Source organism: Chryseobacterium elymi (assembly GCF_003385495.1).
Taxonomy (GTDB): Bacteria; Bacteroidota; Bacteroidia; order Flavobacteriales; family Weeksellaceae; genus Chryseobacterium; species Chryseobacterium elymi.
Genome location: NZ_QNUH01000006.1, coordinates 58,102 through 70,535 on the forward strand (window position 1 = coordinate 58,102; position 12,434 = coordinate 70,535).

15 protein-coding genes are annotated in these 12,434 nt (G+C 37.8%); 2 read left to right on the plus strand and 13 right to left on the minus strand.

Annotation, left to right across the window (positions count from 1 at the left end; translation table 11 throughout):
• Positions 1-62: 62 nt before the first annotated feature.
• The 8 genes from DRF60_RS08465 to DRF60_RS08500 all read right to left on the minus strand — a co-directional run bounded on the left by DRF60_RS08465 (position 63) and on the right by DRF60_RS08500 (position 6,730).
• On the minus strand, positions 63-809 hold the full coding sequence (locus DRF60_RS08465) for an SDR family oxidoreductase (RefSeq protein WP_116011675.1): 747 nt from the start codon (positions 807-809) through the stop codon (positions 63-65).
• A gap of 6 nt (positions 810-815) precedes the next feature.
• The gene (locus DRF60_RS08470) at positions 816-1,316 is read right to left on the minus strand and encodes a CinA family protein (RefSeq protein ID WP_116011676.1); all 501 of its coding nucleotides are present in this window, start codon (positions 1,314-1,316) and stop codon (positions 816-818) included.
• A gap of 42 nt (positions 1,317-1,358) precedes the next feature.
• Entirely contained in the window at positions 1,359-3,491 is a 2,133-nt protein-coding gene (locus DRF60_RS08475) for a catalase (protein WP_116011677.1), read from the minus strand.
• 60 nt (positions 3,492-3,551) lie between these two features.
• Positions 3,552-3,938 (minus strand): hypothetical protein, encoded by a 387-nt coding sequence (locus DRF60_RS08480; RefSeq protein WP_116011678.1) that lies wholly within the window; start codon positions 3,936-3,938, stop codon positions 3,552-3,554.
• A gap of 14 nt (positions 3,939-3,952) precedes the next feature.
• Positions 3,953-4,228 (minus strand): hypothetical protein, encoded by a 276-nt coding sequence (locus DRF60_RS08485; protein ID WP_123902658.1) that lies wholly within the window; start codon positions 4,226-4,228, stop codon positions 3,953-3,955.
• Between the two features lie 306 nt (positions 4,229-4,534).
• On the minus strand, positions 4,535-5,149 hold the full coding sequence (locus tag DRF60_RS08490) for a Crp/Fnr family transcriptional regulator (RefSeq protein ID WP_238640123.1): 615 nt from the start codon (positions 5,147-5,149) through the stop codon (positions 4,535-4,537).
• A gap of 412 nt (positions 5,150-5,561) precedes the next feature.
• The gene (locus DRF60_RS08495; protein WP_116011681.1) at positions 5,562-5,759 is read right to left on the minus strand and encodes a hypothetical protein; all 198 of its coding nucleotides are present in this window, start codon (positions 5,757-5,759) and stop codon (positions 5,562-5,564) included.
• A gap of 86 nt (positions 5,760-5,845) precedes the next feature.
• The gene (locus tag DRF60_RS08500) at positions 5,846-6,730 is read right to left on the minus strand and encodes a DMT family transporter (RefSeq protein ID WP_116011682.1); all 885 of its coding nucleotides are present in this window, start codon (positions 6,728-6,730) and stop codon (positions 5,846-5,848) included.
• A 95-nt stretch (positions 6,731-6,825) separates the two neighbouring features.
• Between DRF60_RS08500 and DRF60_RS08505 the strand changes: the two genes are divergently transcribed.
• Positions 6,826-8,238: an aminotransferase-like domain-containing protein gene (locus DRF60_RS08505; protein WP_116011683.1), complete on the plus strand. Its 1,413-nt coding sequence runs from the start codon at positions 6,826-6,828 to the stop codon at positions 8,236-8,238.
• A 1-nt stretch (position 8,239) separates the two neighbouring features.
• Here the strand turns inward: DRF60_RS08505 and DRF60_RS08510 are convergent, their stop codons facing one another.
• From DRF60_RS08510 to DRF60_RS08530, 5 genes are all read right to left on the minus strand, one after another.
• On the minus strand, positions 8,240-8,833 hold the full coding sequence (locus tag DRF60_RS08510) for a Crp/Fnr family transcriptional regulator (protein ID WP_116011684.1): 594 nt from the start codon (positions 8,831-8,833) through the stop codon (positions 8,240-8,242).
• Positions 8,833-9,210: a bacillithiol system redox-active protein YtxJ gene (gene ytxJ, locus DRF60_RS08515; protein WP_116011685.1), complete on the minus strand. Its 378-nt coding sequence runs from the start codon at positions 9,208-9,210 to the stop codon at positions 8,833-8,835. Before ytxJ ends, DRF60_RS08510 begins: the two co-directional genes overlap by 1 nt.
• Entirely contained in the window at positions 9,207-9,668 is a 462-nt protein-coding gene (locus DRF60_RS08520; RefSeq protein WP_238640125.1) for a DUF1569 domain-containing protein, read from the minus strand. Before DRF60_RS08520 ends, ytxJ begins: the two co-directional genes overlap by 4 nt.
• The gene (locus DRF60_RS08525) at positions 9,662-10,198 is read right to left on the minus strand and encodes a YfiT family bacillithiol transferase (RefSeq protein WP_116011686.1); all 537 of its coding nucleotides are present in this window, start codon (positions 10,196-10,198) and stop codon (positions 9,662-9,664) included. Before DRF60_RS08525 ends, DRF60_RS08520 begins: the two co-directional genes overlap by 7 nt.
• Before the next feature lie 158 nt (positions 10,199-10,356).
• Positions 10,357-11,499 carry a DEAD/DEAH box helicase gene (locus DRF60_RS08530; RefSeq protein WP_116011687.1) on the minus strand — a complete coding sequence of 381 codons (1,143 nt, stop codon included), beginning with the start codon at positions 11,497-11,499 and terminating at the stop codon, positions 10,357-10,359.
• Between the two features lie 203 nt (positions 11,500-11,702).
• Here DRF60_RS08530 and pncA point away from each other — a divergent pair, with 203 nt between their 5' ends.
• Positions 11,703-12,308, plus strand: a complete 606-nt coding sequence (gene pncA, locus DRF60_RS08535; RefSeq protein ID WP_116011877.1) for a bifunctional nicotinamidase/pyrazinamidase — start codon at positions 11,703-11,705, stop codon at positions 12,306-12,308.
• Positions 12,309-12,434 lie beyond the last annotated feature (126 nt).

Below are 12,434 nucleotides of genomic sequence, written 5' to 3' on the forward strand. Positions count from 1 at the left end.
ATCAGCAGTTTAAAGGTTTAAGATTCAAAATTTACACCCCAAAAGCTAAAATTACTAAGATTTTACCCGTTGACGATCATACCACCGTTCGGGTGAAGAACCTGTCCCGTAATCTGGGCGGCACCATTGCCGGCAAGGAATAAAAAGCTGGCTGCAACTTCTTCAGGAGTGGCATTTCTTTCAAAAGGTGGTTTATTGGGATCTTCTTTTTCCTCACCGAAGGTTTTTTGAGTAAGCGGTGTTGCTACAGGGCCCGGTGCGACTGCATTAATACGGATGCCGCTTGGTTTTGCCTGTAGTGCCAGGGAACGTGTAAAAGATACAATAGCACCTTTTGTTGCTGCATAATCCAGAAGCTCGGGATGCCCCTGATAAGCCGCCGCAGAAGTTGTATTAATGACACTGCTTCCCTCTTTCAGGAAAGGAAAAACGACTTTCGTCAGCAGAATCATTCCTATAATATTGGAATCAAAAGTCTTCCTGATATTTTTTTCTTCAAGCTCTTTTATATTTTCTGCCGGAAACTGTACACCAGCATTGTTGATGAGAATATCAATTCCTCCAAATGCAGCAACTACTTTCTTCGTGGTATCTTCACAAAAATCGTAATCATTGATATCCCCGCTAAAAATAATGCATTTTCTACCCAGCTGTTCGATCTGTTCTTTTGTTTTTTTAGCATCATTATCGTCTGTATGATAAATAATAGCAATATCAGCCCCTTCCTTCGCAAAAAGTAATGCTGTTGCCTTACCAATTCCACTGTCTGCACCTGTAATAAGAACGGATTTATCTTTTAATTCACCCATCTGAAATTATTTTAAAATTAGAAGTTGATTAATTTCACTTTTAAAACATCCCAGAATAAATTCTGTATAATATAACTGTGCATTAAGAGCCTGGGTTTTAGGATGAAGCTCCAGTTTTTTGGTAAGAATAATTTCACCTTTGTAAGAAAAAGCAAAGTAAGCAAAGATCTTATAAGCTGAGTTTCTGATGGGTGTACAGTATCCTGTGGTTGCAATTGACCAGTCGGATTCAAATATCTTGGCTACATTAAGAGCCATGGTTCGTGCAATATTTTCTGATACACAGTCGCATTCTTCGGCTTCCTGCCTGTCTACATTCAGCAGTTTTACTTTCTGAGGTAATGTGTAGGCGGTCATGCCTCCTTTGTAAAACAGTGAGGCATTCGGCATCTGCGAAAAAGCTAGCTGCAGACATCCTGATGTAACGCTTTCTGCAATAGAAATGGTTTCATCTGCAGTCATGAGCGACTGGCTTATATATTCTAAAAGACTCTTTTGAAATTCCATAATTTTAAATATTTAGTGGTGTGAAGGGGTGTTGTATTTTGTCTACATATTTCTTTCCATTTCGAGATCCCAGACTCTGTGTCTGGCAACAGCTTTAATGAACTGCTCATCAGAACCGCCCTCTTTCGAAACGATCACGGCCGGATCCTCATGTTGTTTTGCAGCTATGTTACTGTTGTTATAAAGGGTTTCTGTACCTGATCCGAAATAAATGGCTTTACAATGCTTATAAGCTTCATTGATGAAACGAAGAGCAAGATGCCTGTTTTCAGGGGCCATTAGTTCTGCTGCCGATTTTTCTCCTGCACCGATATATAAAGCATCAAAGCAGACACTGGCAATACTTGAAAGGGAATGTTTTGGAGTGATTGATCCTTCATTGGTTTTAACGGGTGCCAAACTTGGTGCAATAAGTTCTACTTTTGCCCCTTTACTTTCAAGCTTAGTTTTCAAATTACTAATAGCAGCTCCATCTGCGCCATTGGCAATAATAAACCCGATCTTCCTGCTTTTGATGGTATCTTTAACGGTATCTTTCATACTTAATGCTCGAGATATTTTCGTCTTAGGCTCTCTTTCTTCGCTCTGAAGTTCTGAGATATTAGCATCAGCAGGAATGCTGTGGTTAGGCTGCTCTAATTTTTCAACTGTTACACCTAATTTTCCGGCAACTTTTTTGGCAAGATCATGATCAATAAAATTCAGCTGTCCTACCATTCTTTCTCTGATCTCCGGTATCGTCACCTTCGAGAGTTCAAAAACAAGGGCCTTCTGAAGATGGGTCTGTTCAGGAAGCGACTGGCTATTATAAAATAATTTTGCCTGTGAATAATGGTCTACAAAGCTTTGGCTTCTTCTTCTGACCTTTTCACCAGAAACTCTTTCCTGATGGGAAGTAAATCCACCTTCTGACATCATGGCCTGGAAAGGGCATCCGCCTCCGATGGAATTGGGCTCATAGCTTACTTTTCCTTTGGCAATCTGCTGTCTCATGTGTCCGTCACGCTGGTTGTTATGGACTGTATTGATAGATCTGTTGATCGGTATTTCATGAAAATTAGGTGATCCTAATCTTGACAACTGGGTATCGGTATATGAAAATAATCTTCCCTGAAGCAAAGGATCATTGCTGAAATCTATTCCTGGAACCAAATGTCCCGGATGGAATGCTACCTGCTCTGTTTCTGCAAAGAAATTTTCCGGATTTTTATTGAGGGTTAAGGTTCCAATGATTTCTACAGGAACTTCTTCCTCAGGAATCAGCTTTGTAGGATCCAGGAGGTCGAAATCAAATTGATGCTCATTTTCTTCCGGGATCAGCTGCACACCAAAATCCCATTCCGGATAAGCTCCGTCTTCAATGGCTTCCCATAAGTCTCTTTTATGGAAATCAGGATCTGCCCCGGAGATTCTCTGAGCTTCATCCCAGGCCACAGAATGTACTCCCAGTTTGGGTTTAAAATGGAATTTAACAAAATGAGCTTTTCCTTCTTTATTGATAAATTTAAAGGAATGAACCCCAAAACCTTCCATCATTCTTAAACTTCTCGGGATGGCTCTGTCGCTCATAAGCCACATGATCATGTGCATGCTTTCCGGCATCAGCGAAATGAAATCCCAAAATGTATCATGTGCAGAAGCAGCCTGCGGAATCTCATTATCCGGTTCTGGTTTTACCGCATGAACCAGATCGGGGAATTTTATGGCATCCTGGATGAAAAAGACTGGCATATTATTCGCTACAAGGTCATAATTTCCTTCTTCTGTATAAAATTTGATGGCAAAACCTCTTACATCTCTCGCCAGATCGGTACTTCCCTTGCTCCCGGCTACGGTTGAAAACCTTACAAAAACAGGGGTTTCCTTTCCTACTTCTGATAAAAATTTCGCTTTGGTATAAGCGCTAAGGCTTTTGTTCAGTTTAAAAACGCCATGTGCTCCGGAGCCTCTTGCATGAACGATTCTTTCGGGAATTCTTTCATGATCGAAATGAGTTATTTTTTCCCTCAGAATGAAGTCTTCTAGCAAGGTAGGACCTCTGTCTCCGGATTTTAATGAATCCTGATTATTGTTGATTTTCAATCCCTGGTTGGTTGTCAGTTTTTCGTTTTCATTAGAAGTACTGTGTGCTTCCAGCTGGTCTAACTTTTTGTTGTTTTGGGTCTCATTTTTCATATCAATATACTTTTAATGTGGTGTGAAGGTTAAAAAGTCAAACTAAAGTCTTTTATGGGATCATTCTTTTTCTGTCCCGTCTTTTTCCAGAGTGCTCAGCAGTTTACTGAGGTATTCTTCTTCTTTTAATACTTTATAGTATGCTGTTTTGGCATAGAGTGTAAAGTATGAGTTCTCAATATTTATTTCTGCATTCATATTTTCCGGAGAAATGGTTCTTTTACCATGATACTCGCGGATATTCAGGATATACTCTTTAATATAAGTGTCAATTACATTTTTCAGAATATCACATTTTGCATTATTTTTTATCTTTTCTAATGATTTAATCAGAAAAGCGGTAACTCCGTAAGAATTGATAGCACTTGGGAACAGAGATTCATTCTCTATCATATTGTTTTTATCATACAATCCGGAATGTTTTAAAGTGTCGTTTTCAAATATCATATCCGTAGCGGTTATTAGTTATCGGAAATTTTTAAATATTTCTCAAAATAATGAAGGTCTTCCTTATCTTTGATCGAAAGATGGAACATGATCTGCTCAGGTTCTTTCAGCCCTATACTGCCGAAACAGTCAAAATGTGCAATCAGAGCCTGAATATTTTCTATCTCTATGTCTTTCAGGATTACAAATAATAAAAAAATATTATCTTTTATTTCTTTGGCATAAATAGCCGCACCATCTTCGAACCAGTTTCCTTTATTGGAAACCTTAATGAAGTGCTTATGCTTCAAAGTCTTTATTATTTTGTGACAATCCATATTTGAGTAATTGTGGTTATATTTTTTCAGAGGAAGCTTTAACATCAATTTCTCTGAACTGCTGCTGTTTTTCAGTATTGCTACTGAGTTTTATAAATCAATATGAATGATAGGTAGCAATCTGCTGCTTCATGCTGTAGAGCTGATTTTTTAATCGTCTGAAAAGCCTGAAGCTTTAAACAGCTCTTATCTGATTTTGAGAATTGTATTAAAACTTATATTTCAAATGTACGTCTGAATAATTCACTTTTTTATGACTTCAGTCATATTAAACCCGCATTAATAAATAATTTTCCTGTTTTCTATGGTAATGCTTCCTTCTTTTTCCATTTTTTTTAAAGCTCTTATCACTGTCTCTACACGCAAACCTACCAGATTGGCAATTTGCTGTCTTGTAAGCTGTACATGAAAGCAGCTTCCACAGCTGTCATCATGATAGCTTTTAAGATAATTAAGAAGCCCAGTAAGTCTTGAAGTAGGGTTCAGGGAGGCCATATTCTGAAGCATAATCGCTTTGAAATAGAGCCTGTGAGAAAGACATGCATTCATTTCCAAAGAAAGCTTTGGATCTGTCTTTATCAACTTGAGAAACTGATCTTTCGGGACTCTTATAATTTCCAAAGGACTGACACAAATGGCATTCATAGGATAAAATTTATCTAAAAAGAGCATTGAATCCCCAAAGCTCTGATTTTTTCCGAGAATGTTATGTATAAATTCTTTGCCTTCTTCATCATAATTGTTCAACTTCACTTTTCCCTCTATGATCTGTAAATAATAAAGAGAATGGTCCCCCTCTCTGTATATAATCTCACCTTTTTTATATTGTCTGGTTTCTCCTCCATATGAATATAGTATTTCTTCGGCTATATTCATGCAGCTAATTGTCTTCATAGTTTTTGTAAAATATTTTCAATAAAAAAGTAATGAAATTTATTATTGAAACCGCTTTTTAATAAAAAAATTCGATTGTATTATTCTGAATTTTTTATTTTCCTTCATATAATCTTGCTATCAAAAAATTCTATTGGAAATCAGCTTCTGTAAACCATATGCAAATATTGAACCTTACCGATTAAGCAAACTGTTAAATTAAGTTAAAATATTTATTAGATTACATTGTAATTAAATTATACATTGATTATTTGCTATTAAAACAATTTATTATTTAAAATATTAATAAATTTAAATAATTATACAACAAAATGACCCTTGCAGATAACTGAAGGATAATAAAACCCGTTTTGTTAAGACGGGTTTATGGGTCTGTAAAGTGTAAATTATTTTTTGATGGCTTTCGCCTTATCTATTTTCTCACAGTAGCAGTATCTGTAGGGATAGTATCCGAAGGCATCGGCGTAGTAATAACAGTTGTGTCTTTTGGTTGGGTATCAATTATTACACTGTCTGTTGTTGTGGTGGTAGAAGTGTCTATTTTTGTTTCCTTTTTGCAGCTCAATACAGTAGTTAGGCCTAATAGTACTAATAAGATGATAAATTTCATAGTAAATGTATTTTGTAATGTGCTTTCAAAGATAATTCATTTACAAAATGCCTTTTATGACCTCAATCATAATACTTTATTTACGATTATTTTGCAAATCTTTTGGTTCCTGCCACACATAAAATAACTCCAATGGTTACGCCCAGCATTCCTATGCTTACCTGCTCATGAAGAAAATAAGCGGCAAGAGCCAGTCCGAAAAAAGGCTGCAAAAGCTGCAGCTGTCCTACCGTAGCAATACCACCCTGCGCCAGACCTTTATACCAGAATATAAATCCAATGAACATACTGAAAAGGGAAATATAAGCCATTCCAAACCATCCCTGAAAACTTACGGTCTCGATATGATCCGGAAAGTAAATGAAAAATAAAGGAATCATAATCGGCAAAGCCAATACCAGAGCCCAGGAAATCACCTGCCACCCACCTAGTGTTTTTGAAAGCTTCGCCCCCTCGGCATATCCCATACCGCACAGGATAACCGCAAGCAGCATCAGGACATCACCGATAGGTGAAGCAGATATTCCCTGTGAAATGGCATATCCTATCACCAAAAGACTTCCGATAACAGAGAAAAACCAAAATATAGGATGCGGTCTTTCTCCGCCGCGAAAAACGCCGAATACAGCAGTTGCCAAAGGAAGCATTCCTAAGAATACAATGGAATGTGCCGAAGTAAGATATTGAAGTGCCAGTGCGGAAAGAAGTGGAAAGCCAACTACACAACCTATAGAAACCAGCAAAAGAGGAAATATCTGATTCTTTTCAGGACGTTTTTCTTTATAAATTATCAGAACGGAAAGCGCCAGAATTCCTGCAATAGCTGCACGGGCAATCGTAACAAAAATAGGGCTCATTTCCATTACAGCCAATTTGGTAGCAGGCATAGATCCACTGAATAACAACACGCCTATAAAGCCGTTAATTAACCCGCTAATATTTTCATCTTTAGAAATTTTATCAATCATCATTTTTCTATATTTTTTTTGATAATTCAAAATTAAAGCGTCGAAATGAATAAACACAGTCTCAGTTTTGTATATTTGTATGAGTACAGTTATAAAAAATGAGCAAAGAATTTATCTATACAGAAATTGCTGACGGAATTGCTTCCCAAATCAGGAATGGTTTACTGAAAGCCGGAGACAGGCTTCCTTCCGTAAGAATGATGTGTAAGGAGTATCAGGTAAGCATGAATACGGCAAAACGTGTCTTCCTCGAACTAGAATCCCAGTCTTTAGTTGAATCCAAACCCCAATCTGGTTATTTTGTGAGCAGACTGATGTCTGTGAAGCTTCCTCTTCCTGAGGTAAGCCGGCCTTCTTTGATTGCCAATAATGATGAACCGGACGAACTAATCAGCAAGGTTTATGAAAATATGGGTAAGAAAGGACTGACATTTTTTTCTATCGGAATTCCTTCAGGAGATCTTCTGCCACAAGCAAAATTGAAGAAGGAGATCATTAACGCAACCCGTGAATTAAAAGATGGCGGAACTGCGTATGAGGAACTTCAGGGGAATTTAAAGCTGCGAAGAATGATCGCAGTCCGCTCCCTTCAATGGGGCGGAAATCTCAGCGAAAATGATCTTGTTACTACAAACGGCGGGATGAATGCATTGTCTTTCTGCCTGATGGCTTTAGGGAAACCCGGCGATACAATAGCCATTGAAAGTCCCTGCTATCCGGGTATTTTACAGCTGGCAAACGGACTGGGATTAAATGTGCTTGAACTTCCCACCCACCCGACAACAGGAATTGAAATAGAAGCCCTGCGAAAAGTGATTCCACAGATAGACCTGTGTTTGTTAATCCCTAATTTCAATTCACCACTGGGAAGCTGTATGCCGGATGAAAATAAAAAAGAGATTGTGAGAATTCTTGCTGAAAACGGGATCCCCCTGATAGAAGATGATGTATATGGTGATCTTTATTTTGGACCAAGCCGTCCGAAATGCTGCAAGTCGTTCGACAGAGACGGAAATGTACTGTACTGTAGCTCAATTTCAAAGACTCTGGCTCCGGGATACCGTGTAGGATGGATTGCACCGGGAAGATATAAGGATAAAATAATGAAGCTTAAACTGCTCCACTCCACTTCATCCATTTCTATTGTTAATGAAGCGGTGGCTAATTTCCTCAAATCCGGAAAATATGAAAAGCACCTTCAACAAATGCGGAGAGCTCTTCAGAATAATTATCAGAATTATGTGCAGACCATCGCAGATTCTTTCCCCGAGGGCACAAAAACAAGCCGCCCGCAAGGAGGTCTTTCCCTGTGGGTGGAGTTTGGTAAAAATATACGTACCACTGAGCTCTATGATCTGGCCATTAAACAAAACATCAGTATTGCTCCGGGCAGAATGTTTACCCTGCAGGATCAGTTTGCAAACTGCATGCGTCTGTGTATCGGTCTTCCGTGGACGGAAGAAACCAGGTTATGTCTTCAGCAGGTTGGAACTCTTGCAAAAAAAATCTGATTTATTTGTCCGGAACAAAATTTTTCCGCGCCAGCTCTTTTCTTACCCTGCTCAGGCTCTCAGGTGTGATTCCAAGGTAAGACGCGATCATCCACTGTGGAACTCTCAAAAGAAGATCAGGATACATTTTAATAAATTTCATGTATCTTTCTTCCGCAGTTTCGCCCAATAAAGAATTGATCCTGTTCTGCAGGCTTCTGATGTGCTTCTGCAAAAGAAAATCACTTCTTTCGATACTGTTGGGAAACTGCTCTACGAGATTGTTGAAGAAATCGGGATGCAGAAACAGAACTTCTGTATCTTCCACCGCTTCTATATAGTAAATTGATTTTTCGTTGAAGTAAAGACTGCTTCGGTCAGAAATCAACCAGCTCTCCGGGGCAAACTGTATAATGTGCTCTTTTCCGTTCTTGTCAATGGAGTACATTTTCAACAGCCCTTTTTCTACAAAGAATATATGCCTGCAGATCTCACCATACTGTAAAAGGAACTGATTTTTAGGTATTTTCTTTACTTCATAGTGTAAGCTACACGTGTTCACTTTTTCTAAAGGAACATTTAATACCTTGGCTAAATATGTGTTAATATTCTTCATTATGAAATCTGGCTTGCGGATATATCTTCATGCGATGCACTGTTAATAACTTTTCCCTCTTCAATTACAATCAGCTGCGGGCTTTCATGTCTGATTCCAAAGTCTTCGGAAATTTTATTGGAAATGGATCTGTATTCCAGCAAATCTAAGAAATATAAATCCAGCTTATCATCCAAATTATCTATTTCTTTTTCAAAGTTTTTCAATACTGTTTTGCTGATGAAGCAGCGTGTTGAATGTTTGAAAATAGCAACTTTATGGTGATGGGAGGCTTCAATGGCTTTGGCCAGGTCTTCCTCAGATTCTATTTTTTTCCAGAAGGATTGATGCTCAGGATTGTTGTCTTTTCCTCCGAATATTTTATCAAAAAAACTCATACATTAAATTGTTTTAAATGATGATCAAGATGTTTGTATTCTAAAAATCCCCAGTCTTTTTCAGTCATTTTCCCGAATAATCTGTGATGGTCCGGAAGATCTTTATTTTCAGATGCTGTCCGGAAATCTTTCAGTGTATTCAGCAGATTGGTTTTTGATTCATCAAAATCACATTCAAAATTAGCGATTAGTTTTTGAAAAGTAGGCATGTTTCGGGGAATTCCGTTGTTAAAGATCTGCATTTCTATTTTGGTTATAACTCCTATGGCTTCAAAGAAGATGTTAATCTTTGAAAGTTCAATTTTTCCTAAAGCTACCTGAAGAACAAAATCACAGTGTCTCAGCATCTGGGAAACGTTCATTTTCCCCCATCTTTGTTGAGTATTTTCAGTAAGGAGGGAAATCCTGTAAACAATTTCTTCAAAATAAACCGGATTATGCAGACTTTTTTTTACCACCCTTTTTCTCTCTTCAGATTTTCAATGTGAGCAAAATGATGATTACAGTGCCATACATAGAAAGCAAGATAATGCCTTAAGTCATAATTTGCATTCTGTTCAGGATGCCGGAAAGTTCTTTCGAACTGTTTATTGGTAAGGGTATTAAGCAGAACCGTCCATCTCTGATGCGTTCCTTTAATCATTCTCATTGCAGGCTTTATGGGCATGTTTACACTATCCTGAAGTTCTGCCCATTTGGCTTCATCATAAGGCTTGATCACCGGATTGTCTTCTGTAAGGGCCAGCTTAAAACGTATAAAACTGTTGATATGGCTGTCTGCAATGTGATTAACAAGCTGTCGGACCGTCCACCCTCCTTCTCTGTAAGGGGTATCTAACTGCTCATCGGTAAAGTTCTCAATTAGATCTTTCAGTTTCCCCGGAAAATTCTTGATGACTTTAATATGCTCATCGAGCATGGTGTCACAGATGTTTTCAGACTGCTGAAACTGACCGATGGGAAATCTTTTTTGCTCTAAATCGTTCATTTTTAATTTTCTTGGTGGTATGTTTGATCAAGTTTTTTGTTGTGATAAAATTACTACAAGAAAAGCAGAAAGCCAATAAAAAAAAGTCAAAAGTATACTGAATAAAAATAGAAAAGCCTCAATTCTAAAATTGAAGCCTATATAATTAAATTCATCTACTAATAACCATGCAGATCAATTCCCTCCGTTCTCTGTAACGTCACTTTCCTGCCCATCTTTTTTTGGATCACCCTGAAATGCTGCAGTTCGTCATCCGTCAGAATAGTAATGGCAGTTCCTTTTTCCCTTGCACGTCCAGTTCTACCTATCCTGTGAATGTAATCTAAAGGTGAACGCGGCAATTCGTAATTGATTACACAAGGTAAAGATTCGATATGGATCCCACGGCCAATAAGGTCTGTAGCGACTAAAATCTGAGCTCCATTTACCTTAAATTCTTCTAAATTATTTCGACGGGCACCCTGTGATTTCTGACTGTGAATGGCTACGGCCTTAATTTTATTCTTTTTAAGCTTTTCCACTAAATTATCAGCAGATCTTGTAGATGAAACAAAGATCAAAGCTTTTTCAACCTTTTTTTCTTTAATTAAATACCGTAAAAAAGGGCCTTTATTTTCAGGAGAAACATGATAGGCCAGCTGTTCGATATTATCAATTTCAACTTCTTCTTTTTTGATTTCAATAATTGTAGGATTAATGGATAAACGTTCCTTCATTTCAGAAACTTTATCATTTAAAGTTGCCGAAAACAAAGTTGTCTGTTTTGCTACAGGCATCATAGCGAAAAGCTTATTCATTTCTTCACCAAAGCCTAGCTGAAACATTTTATCTGCCTCATCAATCACTAAATGCCGGATTCCTGCAATACTCAATGCGTTATGATCAATTAAATCCAATAAACGGCCTGGTGTTGCAATAAGAACTTCCACTCCAAACATTCCTTTCATCTGGGGATTGATAGAAACACCACCATAAACAGCCATAGTACGGACTTCACGTTTTAAATTTTCTGTGAAAGCCCTGAAAACTTCATCAATCTGAATGGCGAGCTCACGGGTAGGAACCAATATTAAAACCTGAACATTACGGTCTTTTTTAACTTCTGAATTCTGTAATTTTTCTAAAATAGGCATCACAAAACAAGCTGTTTTTCCGGAACCTGTCTGTGCAATTCCCATCAGATCTTTTCCCTGAAGAATAACAGGAACAGCCTGCTCCTGAATCGGAAAGGGTTTCAGGTAACCTAATTTGTTGACAGAACGAATAATATTGTGTGATAATCCCAACGACTCAAATGACATAAAAACATTTATTTCATGCAAAGATAAGCTATTGATATTTGGCAGATACCCGAATAGAATTTCTTATAAACAAAAGTTTAATAATTTTAGTTGCAGAGACCTCTCTCCTATCGGTTCTAAAAAATTATATTGCCGATTTGTCCGATAATTCAGTTTTGGACGGTTTTTTGAGTAATTTTATCAAAAATTCGAGAAATCTTAATATGAAAAAAGCGTTAATAATCGTAGATGTACAGAATGATTTCTGTGAAGGCGGCGCATTAGCAGTTCCGGAAGCCAATGAGGTCATTCCCTACATCAATCTTCTGATGGAAGAAAATGAGTATGACCAGATCGTTCTTACCCAGGACTGGCATCCTGCCGACCATAAAAGCTTTGCCAGCAACAACAACAGAAAAGTTGGCGAAAGCATTATCCTGAATGGCATACCACAGTTTATGTGGCCGGATCATTGTATCCAGGGTACTTTCGGGGCAGAATTCCACAAAGATCTGAACAGAGATAAAGTAACTCATATTATCCAAAAAGGGAAAAATACAGAAATTGACAGCTACAGCGGTTTTCAGGACAACAATCACTTTATGAAAACAGGGCTGGATGATTTTTTAAAATATCATGAGATCCAGCTGCTTGAGGTTGTTGGTCTGGCAATGGATTACTGCGTGAAATTCACCTGTACGGATGCTGTAGCTAACGGATACATCACATGCCTTCACTTCAACGGAACTAAAGCAGTGAACGTAAAGCCTGAAAATGGCAGAGACGCTATTTATGATATGATTCAGAAAGGAATTACGGTTCTTGGATAATTTTGAACGATGAGTGATGAGTTTTTTACAGTATTTAAAAACTTAAAACTTATAATTTATGCTTTAATTTAATAGATACAAAGACGTAGAAATTGGTTTTTCTGCGTCTTTTTTTGATACCCCACA

Bases quoted from the DNA above. Each gene is read 5' to 3' on its own strand.
- DRF60_RS08465 (WP_116011675.1), bottom strand. From the start codon at position 809: ATGGGTGAATTAAAAGATAAATCCGTTCTTATTACAGGTGCAGACAGT.
- DRF60_RS08470 (WP_116011676.1), bottom strand. From the start codon at position 1,316: ATGGAATTTCAAAAGAGTCTTTTAGAATATATAAGCCAGTCGCTCATG.
- DRF60_RS08475 (WP_116011677.1), bottom strand. From the start codon at position 3,491: ATGAAAAATGAGACCCAAAACAACAAAAAGTTAGACCAGCTGGAAGCA.
- DRF60_RS08480 (WP_116011678.1), bottom strand. From the start codon at position 3,938: ATGATATTTGAAAACGACACTTTAAAACATTCCGGATTGTATGATAAA.
- DRF60_RS08490 (WP_238640123.1), bottom strand. From the start codon at position 5,149: ATGAAGACAATTAGCTGCATGAATATAGCCGAAGAAATACTATATTCA.
- DRF60_RS08495 (WP_116011681.1), bottom strand. From the start codon at position 5,759: ATGAAATTTATCATCTTATTAGTACTATTAGGCCTAACTACTGTATTG.
- DRF60_RS08500 (WP_116011682.1), bottom strand. From the start codon at position 6,730: ATGATGATTGATAAAATTTCTAAAGATGAAAATATTAGCGGGTTAATT.
- DRF60_RS08505 (WP_116011683.1), top strand. From the start codon at position 6,826: ATGAGCAAAGAATTTATCTATACAGAAATTGCTGACGGAATTGCTTCC.
- DRF60_RS08510 (WP_116011684.1), bottom strand. From the start codon at position 8,833: ATGAAGAATATTAACACATATTTAGCCAAGGTATTAAATGTTCCTTTA.
- ytxJ (WP_116011685.1), bottom strand. From the start codon at position 9,210: ATGAGTTTTTTTGATAAAATATTCGGAGGAAAAGACAACAATCCTGAG.
- DRF60_RS08525 (WP_116011686.1), bottom strand. From the start codon at position 10,198: ATGAACGATTTAGAGCAAAAAAGATTTCCCATCGGTCAGTTTCAGCAG.
- DRF60_RS08530 (WP_116011687.1), bottom strand. From the start codon at position 11,499: ATGTCATTTGAGTCGTTGGGATTATCACACAATATTATTCGTTCTGTC.
- pncA (WP_116011877.1), top strand. From the start codon at position 11,703: ATGAAAAAAGCGTTAATAATCGTAGATGTACAGAATGATTTCTGTGAA.